Origin of the sequence: Dactylosporangium darangshiense (assembly GCF_039537565.1) — a bacterium.
Taxonomy (GTDB): domain Bacteria; phylum Actinomycetota; class Actinomycetes; order Mycobacteriales; family Micromonosporaceae; genus Dactylosporangium; species Dactylosporangium darangshiense.
This window is the reverse complement of record NZ_BAABAT010000007.1, coordinates 153,898-169,526: the sequence shown is the minus strand read 5'-3', so window position 1 is coordinate 169,526 and position 15,629 is coordinate 153,898. Positions and strand designations below refer to the sequence as shown.

Sequence of the window (15,629 nt, the reverse complement as noted above, 5' to 3'; positions counted from 1 at the left end):
CAAGACGTTCCATGTTGTTCGCCGAGTGGCGTTGTGGACCTTGACAGCGTCCTCCGGTCGACCCACGATGGGGCAACATGAAACCGCGTTCCAAACGCAGTGTCTCGGAGGGAGGCCACGTGGCGACCGACACGATCGGCATCCTGCTGGTTGGCGCCGGCTTCATCGCCGACGCGCACAGCGCCGCGGTGTCGGCCACGCCGGGCGCCCGCATCGCCGGGATCGTCGACACCGACGCCGGCCGGGCGGCCGCGTTCGCCCGCTCGCAGGGCGGCATCCCGCACACCGGCGACCTCGCCGCCGCCCTGGCCTGGCCGGGCGTCGACGCGGTCATCGTGTGCACCCCCAACCACACGCACGCCGGGATCGGCGCCGCGATCGCCGCCGCCGGCAAGCACCTGCTCATCGAGAAGCCCCTGGCCACCACGGTGGCCGACGCGCGGGCGCTGCAGGCCGCGTTCGACGACAACGGCCTGGTCCTCGCGGCCGCGCACACCCACCGCGCCTACGACTACGGCCGCGCCGTCAAGGACGCCGTGGCCGGCATCGGCACCCCGTTCCTGGTTCGCCTGGCCATCCTCGGCGGCTGGATCTGGCCCGACTGGAGCGCCTGGGTCGCCGACCCGGCCCGCTCCGGCGGCCACGCCCTGCACAACGGCGTCCACCTGCTCGACCTCGCCACCTGGTGGCTGGGCGCCGAGCCGGTCGAGGTCCGCGCCCGCGGCCGCAAGCAGACCGCCGCCGAGCTGGGCATCTACGACTACCTGGAGATGGTGGTGACCTACGAGGGCGGCGCCACGGCCGTGTGCGAGATGAGCCGGGCGCACCGGCCCGGCTCGTTCAACCAGCGGGAGCTGTTCGTCGCCGGCACCGGCGGCGTCGTGCGCCAGGACTGGGACGGCGAGTCGGCCGTCCTCTTCGCCGAGGGCGGTCCCGCGCTCGTGCCCGCGGCCGGCGGCAACGGCTTCGCCGTGCAGCTGCGCGCGTGGCTGGACACCATAGCCGGCGCGCCGCCGCTCATGCCCGTCTCCGACGCCGTGCGCGCGGTCGCGATGGGCGTGGCCGCCGAGCGCTCCATCGCCACCGGCGAGGCCGTCCGCATCGAGGAGGTCCTGGCATGATCCGGGTCCGGCTCGTGGGCAACGCCGGCATCGGCACCCAGGACCACCAGCGCGACATGTACCGGCCGGCGTTCGAGCGCCACCCGGAGTTCACGGTCGTGGAGGACGACGACGCCGAGGTCGCCGCCGTCGCCGTCGCGCTCGAGGAGCGCGCCGATGCCATCGAGCGCGAGATCAAGGCCGGCCGGCACGTGCTGGCCGACAAGCCGCTGGCCGCGACGGCCGCCGAATGTGAGCGCATCGCGCAGCTCGCCGAGGAGCACGGCGTCGTCGTCGTGCCCGCGCACCACCAGCGCCTCGGCGGCGCCCTGCGCTCGGCGAAGGCGGCGATCCGGGCCGGCCGGGTCGGGCTGCCCTGGAACGTGCAGTGCGACTTCATCGTGGCCGGCGGCGACCCGGCGCCGAGCGGCTTGGAACTGCTGAACCTGGGCCTGTACCCGATCGACATCGTCTGCGACCTGCTCGGCCTGGCCGTGACCCGGGTGCAGGCGACCGGGCGCCCAGTCTGGCCCGACGCGCATTCGCAGGGTCGGCCCAGACCAGGCGCCGGCCCGCTCGACACGCTGCTGCTCGACCACGAGCACGGCGTCACCAGCACCATCGTCTGCGGCCGCGTGCCCGCACTGCGCGACGTGCCGCCCGGCGGTCTCGCCCTGCACCGGTACCGCATCAGCGGCTCGCACGGCGTGCTCGTCGTGGACGCCACGCGCCCGGCACTGCAGGTGCGCACCGCCGATCGTGCCGGACCCGCGTGGACCGGATCGGGCACCGTCGATGCGCTGCTCGACGTCCTCGCGGCCGGGGTGCGCACCGGGCGCGCCGAGCTCGGGCCGCGCGACGCGGCCCGCGCGCAGCGGGTGGTCGAGGCCGCCCTGCAGTCCATGACCGAGGGCCGGGGAGTGATGCTCGATGCGGTTCGTTAGCTACCTGCGCGACGGCGCCGTGCGCCACGGCCGGCTCGGGGAAGCCGGCGAAGGCGACGAGATCGCCGAGCTCGGCGACGGCGACCTGCACGCGCTCGTCCAACGTGGACTGTCCACGGCGGACGGAGCCGAGCCGGTGGCGCGGGTGCCGCTCGCGGGCGTGACGCTCCTGGCACCGCTGACCCGGCCCGGCAAGCTCCTCGCCGCTGCCGCGAACTACCAGGACCACGTCACCGAGACCGGCGGCGCACCCCTGGACAAGTCCCGCCTCTCGCCGCGGCTGTTCCTCAAGCCGCCGACGTCGATCGTCGGCCCCGGCGCCGTCATCCCGCTGCCGGACGTGAGCCGCGAGATCGACTGGGAGGCGGAGCTGGCCGTCGTCATCGGCCGGCCCGCCCGCAACGTGGCCGTCGCCGGCGCCCTGGACCACGTCGCGGGCTACATGGCGAGCAATGACGTGTCCGCCCGCAGCATGGACTACGGCTTCGAGCGCGACACCGACGACAAGGCCGTCTGGTTCTTCGACTGGCTCGCCGGCAAGTGGTGCGACGGCTTCGCCCCGCTCGGGCCGTGGCTGCTCTCCGCGGCTGCGGCCGGCGACCCCCAGGCGATCCCGGTGCGCCTCGACGTCAACGGCGTCACGAAGCAGCGCGGCTCGACCAAGGACATGATCTTCACCGTGGCCGAGCTGGTCGCACACGCGTCGCGGCTGATGACCCTGGAACCCGGTGACGTCATCCTCACCGGCACCCCCTCCGGGGTCGGCGCCGCGACGGGCGAGTACCTCAAGGCCGGCGACGAGATGACCGTCGACCTCGGCCCGTTGGGAATCCTGCGCAACACGGTGGCCTGAGGCCACGCCCCACCCCCCAACCGCAACTCTCGGCCTGTTTCTTGACCGAAAGAGGTTCCCCCATGAGACGGGTGTTCCTGGCCGGCGCCGCGGCGATGGCGTTGCTCGCCGTCGGCGCCTGCACCGGACCGAAGACGGACAACACCAACGCGCCCGGCAAGACCTCCCTCAACGTGTACCTCTACCAGGAGCCCGCCGGCGTCTTCAGCCCGCTCGCGCCGCTCAACGGCGCCGATTCGCAGGTGATGTCCTTCGTCTACGAGGGCCTGCTCGCCGTCGACCCCGACTACAAGCTCCAGCCGCGCCTGGCCGAGAGCTACCAGGTCTCCCCGGACGCGACCACGTTCACCTTCAAGCTGCGCCAGGGCCTGAAGTGGAGCGACGGGCAGCCCTTCACCTCCAAGGACGTGCTGTTCACCTACAACCTGCTGGCCAACCCGAAGACGACCAGCGCGACCGCCGGCAGCTACACCGGCGTCGCCGGGGTCGCCGACTTCGCGGCCGGCAAGGCGCAGACCATCAGCGGCTTCTCCGCGCCCGACGACAACACGTTCGTCATCAAGGCCGCCAAGCCCAACTTCGGCCTGCTCGCCCTCATCGGCAACCCGTGGATCCTGCCCGAGCACGTCCTGTCCAAGGACTCGCCGGAGACGGTGGCCAAGGACGAGTTCTTCCGCAAGCCGACGGTCGGCATGGGCCCGTACACGTTCGTGGAGTACAAGACCAACCAGTACGTCCACGTCACCGCGAACCCGAACTACCGCAACCCGGCGAAGATCAAGGACGTCTACCTCAAGCCGATGACCTCCGACGTCGCCACCGCCCAGCTGGGCAACGGCGGCATCGACATCGCCTCCTACTCGCCGACCGACCAGCAGACGGTCGCCGGGTTCTCGAACGTGGCGACGCAGGAGAAGCCGGGCGCCGGCTTCGTGCGCATCGCGCTCAACCAGTCCAAGCCGTACTTCTCCGACCCGCGGGTGCGCCAGGCGTTCCTCTACGCCGTGGACCGCCAGCAGATCGTCAAGACGGTGCTGTTCGGCAAGGCCGAGGTGCGCCTGTCGGACTTCGCCAAGGCCAACGAGCCGTCCGGGCTCAACGACTACGCCAAGAACGTCGACAAGGCCAAGCAGCTGCTCACCGAGGCCGGCTGGGACCCCAACCGGACCGTCAACCTGCAGTGGGTGCACGGCCAGCGCGACCGCGACGCCACCGCGACGATCGTGCAGAGCGAGCTCGCCGCGGTCGGCGTGAAGGTGAACCTGGTGAACATCCAGGCCGCCCAGATCGCCGGCACGTACAAGGACAAGTCCTACGACATGACCCTGTACGGCGGCGGCAACTACGCGGTCGACTCGTCCACGATCAACGTCATCACCGCGTGCGCGCAGCAGTATCCCGCGGGCGGCAACATCAACTTCTTCTGCGACGCGAAGCTCGACGAGCTGATGACCAAGGCCAACGAGACCGCGGACGACTCGGCGCGCAAGTCCCTCTACGACCAGGCGGCCGCCGAGGCCAACGCGCAGGCCGACCTGATGTGGCTGTACAACCCCTACGGCCTGTGGGCCGTGAACAAGAAGGTGCAGGGCTTCCGCGCACCCGGCTCCCAGGACGCGAACTTCTGGGACCCGGCGAGCTGGACCATCACCGGCTGACAACCACCCGGGCGGGCGGCGGCGACCCCGCCGCCCGCGCGGCCGTTCGTCCACGATGGGAGCGTGAGCACTTGGGGGCATACCTCGTCCGCCGGCTGCTGGTCAACGTGCTGGTCTTCTTCCTGATCACCGTCGCGATCTTCGGCCTGGTGCACAAGTCGCCGGGCGACCCGATCGCCATGCAGGTCCCGGCCGACCAGCTCAACTCCGGCAGCGCCGAGTTCATCGCGCAGAAGCGCCACGAGCTCGGCCTCGACCAGTCGGTGTTCGTGCAGTACTGGCACTGGCTCAGCGGCGCCGTGCGCGGCGACCTCGGCTACTCGCTGCTCAACGGCCGCCCGGTCACCGAGGTGCTCGGCGAGCGGATCGGGCCCACGATCGAGCTGATGGGCGTCGCGCTGGTCATCTCGCTGCTCGTGGCGATCCCGCTGGGCATCGTGGCGGCGCGCCGGCGCAACTCCCTCGTGGACTACTCCGCGACCGTGGTCAGCCTCGGCTCGGTGTCGATCCCGGTCTTCTTCGTGGCGCTCATCGCCATCTACCTGTTCACGCTGCAGCTGCAGTGGCTGCCCTCGTCGGGCATCTCCGACCCGTCCGCGCCGGGCCTGCTCGACTCGATCCGGCACCTGGTCCTGCCGGCGCTGATCCTCGGCTTCGGCAACTCGGGGCCGTTCATGCGGTATGTGCGCAGCTCGATGATCACCGAGCTGCAGGCCGACTACGTGCGCACCGCCGAGGCCAAGGGCGCGCCGCCGCGGCGGGTGGTGCTGCGCCACGCGTTCCGCAACTCCCTGATCCCGCTGCTGACGGTCATCGCCTCCAGCGTGCCGCAGCTGCTGGCCGGCGCCGTGGTCATCGAGCAGGTCTTCGCCTGGCCCGGCATGGGCCAGCTGGCGGTCAGCTCGGTCAACCAGCACGACTACTCGGTCATCATCGGCTTCGCGCTGCTCATCGCGATCCTGGTGCTGCTGTCGAACCTGGTGGCCGATGTCCTCTACACCCTCGTCGACCCCCGGGTGAGGCTGCATTGACAACCCTGGAGAGTCCCCGGCGCGGTGCGCTGCGGCGCTTCCGGCGCCACCCGGTCGCCGTCGGCAGCGTCGTGTTCCTGCTCCTCGTGGTGCTCGCCGCGCTGTTCGCCCGCCCGCTGGCCGGCCACGACCCCAACCAGATCGACCTGCTCGCCGCACGGCAGTCGCCCTCCGGCGCGCACTGGCTCGGCACCGACTCCACCGGCCGCGACGTGTTCTCCCGGCTGCTGTTCGCCGGGCGGGTCTCGCTCGGCGTCGGCATCGCCTCGGCCGCGCTCGCCGTCATCGTCGGCACCGTCTTCGGCGGCATCGCCGGGCTGCTCGGCGGCTGGGTCGACGGGCTCGTGATGCGCCTCGCCGACGTGTTCATGTCGTTCCCGTCGCTGGTCGTCATCGTCGTCATCGCCGGCATCCTCGGCCCGAGCGTGGTCACGATGGTCATCGCGATCGGGCTCTTCCAGTGGCCGGTGTGCGGGCGGATCGTGCGCGGCGTGACGCTGTCGCTGCGCGAGCAGGAGTACGTGCTCGCCTCCCGGGCCACCGGCGCCGGGCCGATGTGGCTGCTGCGCCGGCACATCATCCCGGCCGCGCTGCCGCCGGTCAGCGTCGCCGCCACCCTTGCCGTGGCGCAGGCGATCGCGCTGGAGGCGACGCTGTCCTTCCTCGGCCTCGGCGTGCAGCCGCCCGCGGCCAGCTGGGGCAACATGCTCACCGACGCGCAGAGCCTTACCGTCATCCGCACCGAGCCCTGGCTGTGGCTCTCGCCGGGCATCGCGGTCGCGCTCACGGTGCTTGCCGTCAACTTCATCGGCGACGGGCTGCGCGACGCCGTGGATCCGAGGCAGACATGAGCGAGCCGTTGCTGAAGATCGAGGACCTCAGCGTCGACTTCCACACCGACGGCGCCGTGGTGCACGCCGTCGCCGGGGTCGACCTGGAGGTACACCCGGGCGAGATCGTCGCCGTGGTCGGCGAGTCCGGCTCCGGCAAGACCGTCACCGCGATGTCGATCCTGCGCCTGCTGCGCGAGCCGCCGGCCCGGGTCGGCGCCGCGGCCCTGGCCTTCCGCGGCCAGGACCTGCGCGGGCTGTCCCCGCGGCAGCTGCGCGCGATCCGCGGCGGCCCGGTCGGCATGATCTTCCAGGACCCGATGACCGCGCTCAACCCGGTGCTCAGCGTCGGCGACCAGGTCGCCGAGGCCGTCCTGCTGCACCAGCCGAAGCGGGACCGGCGGGCCGCCCGCGCCCGCGCGATCGAGCTGCTGACGATGGTCGGCGTGCCCGACCCGGCGCACCGGGCCCGGCAGTACCCGCACGAGTTCTCCGGCGGCATGCGCCAGCGCGCGATGATCGCGATGGCGATCGCCAACGACCCGGACCTGATCATCGCCGACGAGCCGACCACCGCCCTGGACGTCACCATCCAGGCCCAGGTGCTGCAGCTCATCCAGCGCGCGCAGCGCGAGACCGGCGCCGCCACCGTGCTCATCACCCACGACCTCGGCATCGTCGCGGAGCTCGCCGACCGGGTCGTCGTCATGTACGCCGGGCGGGTCGTGGAGACCGCCGGCGTGCTCGAGCTGTTCGACCGGCCTCGGCATCCGTACACCCTCGGCCTGCTCGCGAGCCTGCCGCGGATGGACGCCGACACGGACCGGCTGGACCCCATCCCGGGCAACCCGCCCAACATGGCCGACCCGCCGCCCGGGTGCCCGTTCCACCCACGCTGCGCCATCGCCCGGGACCGCTGCCGGACCGAGCGCCCGGCGCTGCTGGAGATCGGCGACGGGCGCCGCAGCGCCTGTCACTTCCAGGAGGAGCTGGCATGAGCGAGCCGTTGCTCAAGGTGGAGGGGCTGAGCAAGCACTTCCCGATCCGCCGGGGCGTGCTGCGCCGCCAGGTCGGCGCCGTGCGGGCCGTCGACGACGTCGACCTGGAGCTGGCGGCGGGGGAGACGCTGAGCCTCGTCGGGGAGTCCGGCTGCGGCAAGTCGACCGCCGGCCGGCTGCTCGTGCGGCTGCTCGAGCCGACCGCCGGGCGGATCCTGTTCGAGGGCGAGGACCTGGCCCGGCTGCCGCAGTCGCGGCTGCGCCACATGCGCCGCGACATCCAGATCATGTTCCAGGACCCCTACGCGTCGCTGTCGCCGCGGATGACCGTCCACGAGATCGTCGCCGAGCCGCTGCGGGTGCAGGGCCGCTACCGCGACGGCGGGCCGGACCGCGTTGCCGAGCTGCTCGCGCTCGTCGGGCTGCGCCCCGAGCACGCCCGCCGCTACGCGCACGAGTTCTCCGGCGGCCAGCGCCAGCGCGTCGGCCTGGCCCGGGCCCTGGCCCTGCAGCCGCGGCTGCTGGTGCTCGACGAGCCGGTCAGCGCCCTGGACGTGTCCGTGCAGGCGCAGGTCGTCAACCAGCTGCGGGACCTGCAAGACCGGCTGGGGCTGGCGTACCTGTTCATCTCGCACAACCTGTCGGTGGTGCGCCACATCTCGCACCGCGTCGCGGTCATGTACCTCGGCACGATCGTGGAGACCGGCACCCGCGCCGACATCTTCACGCGCCCCAACCACCCCTACACGCAGGCGCTGCTGTCGGCGATCCCGGTGCCGACGCCGGTGGGGCGCAAGGGGCGTGAGCGCATCACGCTCACCGGCGATGTGCCGAGCCCGGCGGACCCGCCGTCGGGCTGCCGCTTCCGTACCCGATGCTGGAAGGCTCAGGATGTCTGTGCGCAGGAAGCACCGGCCCTGATCGACCGGATCGGATCCGGACACCCCAGCGCCTGCCACTTTCCCGAGTAGGAGTCCGCCATGGCCCGTGTCACCCGCCCGGTGCCCGTCGACGACGCCCGGCCCGCGTCGGCCAACTACCACGCCGCCGCGCTGGCGCGGGGCCTGGCGCTGCTGGAGATGCTCGCCGCGGAGCCGGAGCCGCTCACGGTCAACGACTTCAGCGAGAGCACCTCGCTGCCCAAGAGCACGCTGGTGCGGCTGCTGGCGGTGCTCGCCGAGATGGAGTACGTGGTGCGGGTCGACGACCGGCCCTCGTACCGCCTCGGCCACAAGGTGCAGCGCCTCGCCAGCGCCTACGTCTCCGCGCTCGACCTGACCGTCGTCGCCGAGGCGTACCTCGGGCCGGTCGCCCAGCGCACCGGCCAGACCGCCAACCTCGGCGTGCTCGACGGCGACCAGGTGCTGCACATCTGCGTCGCCGAGCCGGACCGCCCGCTGCGCTTCACCACCGCCCTCGGGGCCCGCGACCACACGTACTGCACGGGCCTGGGCAAGATGCTGCTCTCGGAGCTGCCGGAGGAGCGGGTGGCGGACATCCTGCCGGCCGAGCCGTTCCCGTCGTTCGCCGAGAACACCCTCACCACCCTCGCCGACCTGCGCAAGGACCTGCGGCGCACCGCCAAGCGCGGCTACGCTCTCGACGACAACGAGCGCAGCACCGGCCTGCGTTGCGTCGCCGTCGGCGTGCGCCTCGGCGGCGACCTCCTGGCCGCGGTGAGCGTCTCGGGGCCGGCGGGGGAGTTCACGGCCGGGCGGCAGCAGGAGTACGTGGCCGCGCTGGACGAGGTCGCCAAGGCCATGCCCGACGACCCCGACTTCGCCGCGGCGCTGCGCATCGTGCACCGCTCGCTGCGCGCCGCCGGGAAGACCGGCGGCGGCGCATGAGCGGGTGGCTACTCGCCGACGTAGGCGATGGCCTCGACCTCGACGCGCACGTCGGCGCGGCCGAAGTCGACCACCACGGTGGTGCGGGCCGGCGGCGCGGCGCCGAAGCGGCGGGCGTACACCTCGTTGAACTGCGCGAACAGGGTGGCGTTGGACAGGAACGCGCCGACCCTGACGATCTGGTCCACGCGGGCGCCGGCCGCGGCGAGGACCGTCTCGACGTTGTCGAGCGTCAGGTTGACCTCGTCGGCGAAGTCGCCGAGGCGGATGTTGCCCTCGGCGTCGGTGGCGACCTGGCCGGAGACGAAGACGAAGCCGCCGGCCTTCGTGGCGTGTGACAGCGGCACGGCGACGGGCGCGAAGGAGGCGGGATGGAAACGTTCGATCATGTCAGCATGGAACCACATTCCACGTTGCTGCTCCAGGGTGGCACGGTGCTCGACGGCACCGGCGCGCCCGGCGTCGTCGCCGACGTGCTGGTCCGTGACGGCGTCGTGGCCGCGATCGGGCCCGGGCTGCGCGCCGACGGCCCGGTCTTCGACGCCACCGGCCGGGTGGTGTGCCCCGGCTTCGTCGACATCCACACCCACTCCGACCTCACCCTGCTGTCCGACCCGCGGGCGCTGAGCAAGGTGCACCAGGGCGTCACCACCGAGGTCGTCGGCAACTGCGGCCTCGGCGTCGCGCCGCTGCCGCCCGGCGCCGACGTCGCCGCCATCCGGCAGGCCGTGAGCTACCTCGACCTCGACCTCGACCCCGCCGTCGCGCTGGACTGGCACGACCTGCCCGGCTACCTCGCCGCCGTCGCCGCGGCCCGCCCCTCGCTCAACGTCGCCGCGCTCGTCGGCCACGTCGCGCTGCACGCCGCCGTGTGCGGCTTCGACGACCGCCCGGCCGGATCCGACGAGCTCGACCGGATGTGCGGGCTGCTCGCCGACGCCCTCGACGCGGGCGCCCTGGGCCTGTCCACCGGCCTGGTGTACGCCCCGCTGACGTACGTGCGCGAGGAGGAGCTCACGGCGCTCGCCGGGGTGATCGCCGCCGCCGGCGCGGTGTTCACCTGGCACGTGCGCAGCTACGACGACGGCCTGCTCGACTCCGTCGCGCAGGCGCTGCGGGTCGCGCGCGCCACCGGCTGCCGCACCCAGATCTCGCACCTGGCCGCCGTCGGCCGGCGCAACTGGGGCACCGTGCGCCGCGCCCTCGACCTCGTCGAGGCGGCCAACGCCGACGGGCTGCGCGTCGGCGTGGACATCTACCCGTACCTGCACGGCAACGCGCCCCTGTCCCAGCTGCTGCCCGCCTGGGCGCAGGAGGGCGGCGCCTCGGCGTGGGCGCCCCGCCTGCGCGACGCCGGCGTGCGCGAGCGCATCGTGGCCGGCTGGGCCGACCGGCCCACCGGCTGGGAGGAGATCACCGTCAGCTGGACCAGCCGCGGCGACGCCGACCCGGTCGTCGGGCGCACGGTGGCCGACCTCGGCGGCGCGGGCGCGGCGTTGGACCTGCTGGCCGAGCTCGGCGCCGGCGTCATGATGACCGCGGGCGGGCGCAGCGAGGACGACCTGCGGGCGGTGCTCACCCACCCCGACGCCGTCGTCGCCTCCGACGGGCTGGCCCTCGACCCGGGCGGGGTCACCGGTGCCGGGATGCCGCACCCCCGTAGCTACGGGTGTTTCCCGCGGTACCTCGAGCGCTACGCCACAGACCTGCCCGACGCGATCCGCCGCTGCACCTCGGCACCGGCGAGCCTCATCGGCCTGCCCGACCGCGGCGTGCTGCGCACCGGCGCACCCGCCGACGTCGTCGTCTTCGACCCGGCCGCCATCGCCGGGCCCGCCACGTTCACCGCACCGCACCAGCTGGCCGCCGGCATCGACCTCGTGCTCGTCGGCGGCGCGCCGACCGTCGAGCGCGGCGCGCACACCGGCCGGCGGGCGGGCCGGGTTCTGCACCGCACGAGAGGAACCACTGGATGATCGACGTACACACTCACTGCCACCTGTCGGAGCACTGGGGCTGCGAGTGGCACCGCAACTGGCAGCCCGTCTACGGGCATGAGTACGCCGACCGCAGCCCCGAGCAGTACGACGAGGCGATGGCCGCGGCCGGCGTGGACCTCGCCTTCGTCTTCGGCATGCGCGCCACCCGCGCCGGCGTCATCACCCCGAACGAGTACGTGCAGCGCTTCTGCGAGCAGACCAGCACGAACACGGTCGGCTTCATGGCCCTGGACCTCTCGGACCCCGACGTCATGGACCAGCTCGCCGACGGCATCGCCCGCGGCCTGCGTGGCGTGAAGCTCTACCCGATCCTCGCCCACTTCGACCCGCGCGACGAGGCACACGACCCGTTCTTCACCGCCGCCGCCGAGGCCGGCCTCATCGTGCTGTGGCACATGGGCACCACCCCGAGCCCCGAGGGCCGCCTGGAGCTGTCCAACCCGCTGCTCGTCGACGACGTCGCCCGCCGCCACCCCGCCCTGCGCCAGATCATCGCCCACCTCGGCCACCCGTGGCAGCGCGAGACGATCGTCGTGCTGCGCAAGAACCGCAACGTCTTCGGCGACGTCTCCGCCAGCTGGGCCCGCCCGCTGGACGGCTTCATGGCCCTGGTCCGCGCGCAGGAATGGGGCGTGGTCCCGAAGCTGCTGTTCGGCTCCGACTATCCGATGTGGACGCCCGCCGACGCGGTGGCCGGCCTGCGCGCCCTCGGCGCCATGAACCCCGGCGGCCTGCCGCGCATCGAGCCCGCCACCATCGAGTGGCTGATCGACGGCGACCCCCGCGAGGCACTGGGGCTGACGGCATGACGTCCCTGCACGAGCTGCCCACCCCAGCCCTGGTCGTCGACCTCGACCGCCTGGAGCGCAACATCGCCCGCATGGCGGGCGCGTTCGCGGCCGCGGGCGTGGCACTGCGCCCGCACGCGAAGACCTCCAAATGCCTGGACGTGGTACAGCGCCAGCTCGCCGCCGGCGCCGGCGGCATGACGTGCTCGACCCCCGCCGAGGTCGCCTGGCTGCGCGCGGCCGGCGTCGCCGACCTCCTGTGGGCGCACGCCCCGGTCGGCCCGGCGAAGGTCGCCTTCGTCGTGGACATCGCCTCCGACGGCGGCGGCCTCACCGTCGCACTGGACTCCCTGGAGGCGGCCGCGCCCCTGTCGGCCGCGGCGGCCGCCGCCGGCGTCACCGTGCCGTTCGTGCTCGAGGTCAACACCGGCCACGCGCGCCTCGGCGTCGAGCCCGGGCGCGTCGTCGAGACCGCCACGGCCATCGCGGCACTGCCGGCACTGCGCCTGCGCGGCCTGCTGACCCACGAGGGCCACCTGGCCACCATGCCCGACCGCGCCTCGCTGGAGGAGGCCGGCCGGACCGCGGGCGCCCGCCTGGCCGAGCTCGCCGACGCCCTGCGTGCCGCCGGCCACGCGATCGACGTCGTCTCGGTCGGCTCGACCCCCGGCGCCACCTCGGCCCCGTTCGCACCGGGCGTGACGGAGGGCCGCCCCGGCACCTACGTCTACTACGACGCCAACCAGATCCGCCTCGGCAGCTGCACCCTCGACGACTGCGCCCTCACCGTCCTCGGCCGGGTGGTATCGGTGCAGCGCCCCGGCCGCGCCATCATCGACGCCGGCATCAAGGCGATGAGCTCCGACACGATCGCCGCCGCGGGCTCGGTCGGCCTGGTGTGCGACCTGTCCGGCGCCCTGCGCCCGTCGGTCGCCTTCGCCGAGGCGAACGAGGAGCACGGCTTCCTGCTCGACGAGGGCTCCGAGCGCCTCGCGGTCGGCGACCTGGTCCGCCTGGTCCCGAACCACGCCTGCGGCACCACGAACATGTGGAGCCACCTGTACGCGGTCCGCGGCACCGAGGTGGTCGCCCGCTGGGAGATCTCCGCCCGCTACTGAAGCGTTGGTGTGCGAGCTGCGCCGGGGCCACCCGCGCTGGGGGCCGCGTCGGCTGCGGGTTCGAGGTCGGCCGTCAAGGCGTGTCCCCGCTGCCGGCCAGGGCGACGGTGTATCGGTTCCGGCGGTCTGCTGGTGCCACAGCTCGACGAACAGAACCAGCATCCACATCACGGCGTGACGAGAGTGGCCACCGACGCGCATTGCTCCTAACCGGGTGACCAGCCCGGGCTGGCCTCACGCCGCATCCCACACCACCAGCCGAAGCAGGCACAATGAAGCGTTTGGTCGCGACATGTCAGGCGCTGGCGCGCCCGACATGTCGGACTTATCAGCATTTAGCGGGGGTGCTCGATACGGCTGTTGACATGGAACGGCGTTTCACGTGAGGTGGTGCGCATGAAGGTCATGACCATCTACGCCCATCCGGCGGACACCATCACCAACTGCGGCGGCACCCTGGCGCGCCACGCCGACGTCGGCGACGAGGTCGTCGCGCTGATCCTCACCCATGGCGGCCGCATCCACGCCAACCGCTACGCCGAGGAGTGGCGCAAGGACGCACCGGACGCGGCGATCGCCGGAGCCGGGCTCGACGACATCGTCGCGTTCAAGAAGGGGGAACTGCAGCGCGCCGCCGACATCGTCGGGATCTCGCGGGTCATCACGCTCGACCGGGACGACCGCGACGCGGCGCTGCACGACGAGCTCGTCGAGACCGTCGCCGAGCAGATCGCGGCCGAGCGGCCCGACGTCATCATCTGCGACTACCCGCAGAACCCGGTGATGGCGGCCAACACCCACACCGTCGCCACGACGACGGTGCTGGCGGCGCTGGGGCGCGCCGGTGCGTACCTGCGAAACCTCGACGGTCGCGCCGAGTACCACGTCAAGCAGGTCTTCCTGACGTCACTGCCCGTCTTCCCGACCGACGGCCTGAGCCTGTTCGGCGTGCGCAACGACGTGTTCGTGGACATCACGCCGGTGGTCGGGCGCAAGGTCGCGGCGATGGACTGCTTCGACAGCCAGGGGTACTCGGGGCTGTTCGCGCGCAAGCTCATCGAGTCGGCCAACGGCGAGGCCGGACGGGCCGCCGGCGTGAACTTCGCCGAGGGCTTCTATCGCCTCTACAACGAGACGCACGCCGTCCTGCCGGTGACCCCGGCGGCGATGGCCGACGACCCGCTCACCCGGCACGTCTCCTACAGCCGGATCAACCTGCGCGCCGAGTACCCGATCGCGGAGTGACCCGCGGCCGCGGCGGCGACGGCGGCGATCACGGCGGCGGGCAGGAGCCACAGCAGGCGGCCGGACAGCATGTACCAGGCGAGGTTGGGCACGAGCAGGCCCGCGAGGGTGCCGGACAACCAGGCGGCGGCCCGCACGAGCCGGCCGGCCCCGCGCACCATCAGGCCCGCGGCGACGACGCCGGCCGCGGCACCGGCCACCGCGAGGAACAGGCTGACCCGGGCGTCGATCGGCCACGGCGCGTCGGGCCGGCCGACCCCCGCGACCACGGCCCACAGCGCCGCCGCCGCGAGCACCGAGGCGGCCAGGGCGCGCCGCGGCCGCGCGACGGGCAGCAGCCAGGCGGCGACGGCGAGCACCGCCGGCAGCGTGACGAGCGGTACCGTACGCGCGTCGAACATCATCGCGGCCAGTGCCGCCGGCGGCTCGGCGGCCAGCAGCCACGCCGTGAGCCGCCGCCGCCCCGGGCTCCACGCCGCGGCGGCCGCGAGCGCGAGCGCGACCGGCACGGCCGCGGCCACCACCGTGGGCCAGGCCGGCCCGCCCGGGTCGCCGACGGCCCACCGCCGGGGGCCGCCGATCCACATCACCGCGATCCCGGTGCTCGCCGCGACGAGCAGCCCGCAGAGCAGCAGCGCGAGGCCCTGTCCGAGCCGCAGCCACACCGCGAGCCCGACGACGCCGGCCGCCTGGCGCGGGCTCGGCCACGCGCGGCCGTCGTCGAGGTCGAGCAGCACCCCGAGCAGCTCCTCACCTCGTGCCGCGCGGTGATCGGCCGGCAGCAGCCGGACCAGAGCCCGATAGCGACGCTCGAGCGCGTCCATGCGATCCCCCCAAACGCTTGGCGACGAATCCTTATCCGGCGGTGCCCAGGCGTGGCGTGCGGCGGGCCAGGCGCTGGCGTGCGGCCCGGGCCTGCGCTGCCATCCGGGCCGACTCCTCCTCGACGGCCGCGGCGCCCGCGTCGGTGAGCCGGTAGTACCGGCGCAGGCGCCCGTTCTCCACCTCGTCGCGGTCGGGCTCGACGAGCCCGCGCCCGGTGAGGCGCTCGAGCGCCGCGTACAGCGTGCTGGCCCGCAGGTGGATTCGGTCGCCGGACAGCGCCGCGACCTCCGTCACCAGCGCGTAGCCGTGGCGGGGCCGGTCGGCGAGCGCGGCCAGGATCATGAACGACTGCTCACTCAACGACTCCACGCCGGGAGCATATACCACGCCGC

The 15,629-nt window shown here is 73.2% G+C and carries 16 protein-coding genes; 13 read left to right on the top strand and 3 right to left on the bottom strand.

The features are described from left to right. The first annotated feature begins 119 nt into the window (after nt 1–119). From ABD901_RS16340 to ABD901_RS16300, 9 genes are all read left to right on the top strand, one after another. Nucleotides 120–1,121, top strand: a complete 1,002-nt coding sequence (locus ABD901_RS16340; protein WP_345127607.1) for a Gfo/Idh/MocA family protein — start codon at nt 120–122, stop codon at nt 1,119–1,121. Then, a complete protein-coding gene (locus ABD901_RS16335; RefSeq protein ID WP_345127605.1) occupies nt 1,118–2,044 on the top strand; it encodes a Gfo/Idh/MocA family protein in 927 nt (308 codons plus the stop codon). Before ABD901_RS16340 ends, ABD901_RS16335 begins: the two co-directional genes overlap by 4 nt. Next, complete coding sequence (locus ABD901_RS16330; RefSeq protein WP_345127603.1) at nt 2,031–2,897, top strand: fumarylacetoacetate hydrolase family protein; 867 nt, start codon at nt 2,031–2,033, stop codon at nt 2,895–2,897. The genes ABD901_RS16335 and ABD901_RS16330 overlap by 14 nt, the downstream gene beginning before the upstream one ends. A gap of 62 nt (nt 2,898–2,959) precedes the next feature. Further along, on the top strand, nt 2,960–4,555 hold the full coding sequence (locus ABD901_RS16325) for an ABC transporter substrate-binding protein (RefSeq protein ID WP_345127600.1): 1,596 nt from the start codon (nt 2,960–2,962) through the stop codon (nt 4,553–4,555). A 71-nt stretch (nt 4,556–4,626) separates the two neighbouring features. After that, on the top strand, nt 4,627–5,586 hold the full coding sequence (locus tag ABD901_RS16320) for an ABC transporter permease (protein ID WP_345127598.1): 960 nt from the start codon (nt 4,627–4,629) through the stop codon (nt 5,584–5,586). Further along, complete coding sequence (locus ABD901_RS16315) at nt 5,583–6,437, top strand: ABC transporter permease (RefSeq protein WP_345127595.1); 855 nt, start codon at nt 5,583–5,585, stop codon at nt 6,435–6,437. The genes ABD901_RS16320 and ABD901_RS16315 overlap by 4 nt, the downstream gene beginning before the upstream one ends. After that, entirely contained in the window at nt 6,434–7,414 is a 981-nt protein-coding gene (locus tag ABD901_RS16310; RefSeq protein WP_345127592.1) for an ABC transporter ATP-binding protein, read from the top strand. The genes ABD901_RS16315 and ABD901_RS16310 overlap by 4 nt, the downstream gene beginning before the upstream one ends. Next, nucleotides 7,411–8,385: an ABC transporter ATP-binding protein gene (locus ABD901_RS16305; RefSeq protein ID WP_345127589.1), complete on the top strand. Its 975-nt coding sequence runs from the start codon at nt 7,411–7,413 to the stop codon at nt 8,383–8,385. Before ABD901_RS16310 ends, ABD901_RS16305 begins: the two co-directional genes overlap by 4 nt. Before the next feature lie 9 nt (nt 8,386–8,394). After that, entirely contained in the window at nt 8,395–9,261 is an 867-nt protein-coding gene (locus ABD901_RS16300; RefSeq protein ID WP_345127587.1) for an IclR family transcriptional regulator, read from the top strand. Nucleotides 9,262–9,269: 8 nt separating this feature from the next. On the opposite strand, the gene ABD901_RS16295 is transcribed toward ABD901_RS16300, so the two are convergent. Next, nucleotides 9,270–9,650 (bottom strand): RidA family protein, encoded by a 381-nt coding sequence (locus ABD901_RS16295; RefSeq protein WP_345127584.1) that lies wholly within the window; start codon nt 9,648–9,650, stop codon nt 9,270–9,272. Between the two features lie 6 nt (nt 9,651–9,656). On the opposite strand from ABD901_RS16295, the gene ABD901_RS16290 reads away from it, so the two are divergent. The 4 genes from ABD901_RS16290 (at nt 9,657) to ABD901_RS16275 (ending at nt 14,412) form a co-directional block, all read left to right on the top strand. Then, entirely contained in the window at nt 9,657–11,237 is a 1,581-nt protein-coding gene (locus ABD901_RS16290; protein WP_345127581.1) for an N-acyl-D-amino-acid deacylase family protein, read from the top strand. Beyond that, nucleotides 11,234–12,070: an amidohydrolase family protein gene (locus tag ABD901_RS16285; protein ID WP_345127579.1), complete on the top strand. Its 837-nt coding sequence runs from the start codon at nt 11,234–11,236 to the stop codon at nt 12,068–12,070. The genes ABD901_RS16290 and ABD901_RS16285 overlap by 4 nt, the downstream gene beginning before the upstream one ends. After that, nucleotides 12,067–13,167 (top strand): alanine racemase, encoded by a 1,101-nt coding sequence (locus ABD901_RS16280; RefSeq protein ID WP_345127577.1) that lies wholly within the window; start codon nt 12,067–12,069, stop codon nt 13,165–13,167. The genes ABD901_RS16285 and ABD901_RS16280 overlap by 4 nt, the downstream gene beginning before the upstream one ends. A gap of 396 nt (nt 13,168–13,563) precedes the next feature. Further along, entirely contained in the window at nt 13,564–14,412 is an 849-nt protein-coding gene (locus tag ABD901_RS16275) for a PIG-L deacetylase family protein (protein ID WP_345127575.1), read from the top strand. Here the strand turns inward: ABD901_RS16275 and ABD901_RS16270 are convergent. Together ABD901_RS16270 and ABD901_RS16265 are read right to left on the bottom strand one after the other, a co-directional pair. Then, nucleotides 14,367–15,236, bottom strand: coding sequence for a hypothetical protein (locus ABD901_RS16270; RefSeq protein ID WP_345127571.1), 870 nt, complete (start codon nt 15,234–15,236; stop codon nt 14,367–14,369). The two genes, ABD901_RS16275 and ABD901_RS16270, sit on opposite strands and share 46 nt — an antisense overlap. Nucleotides 15,237–15,267: 31 nt before the next feature. Further along, nucleotides 15,268–15,606 carry a PadR family transcriptional regulator gene (locus ABD901_RS16265; protein WP_345127569.1) on the bottom strand — a complete coding sequence of 113 codons (339 nt, stop codon included), beginning with the start codon at nt 15,604–15,606 and terminating at the stop codon, nt 15,268–15,270. Between the last annotated feature and the right edge of the window lie 23 nt (nt 15,607–15,629).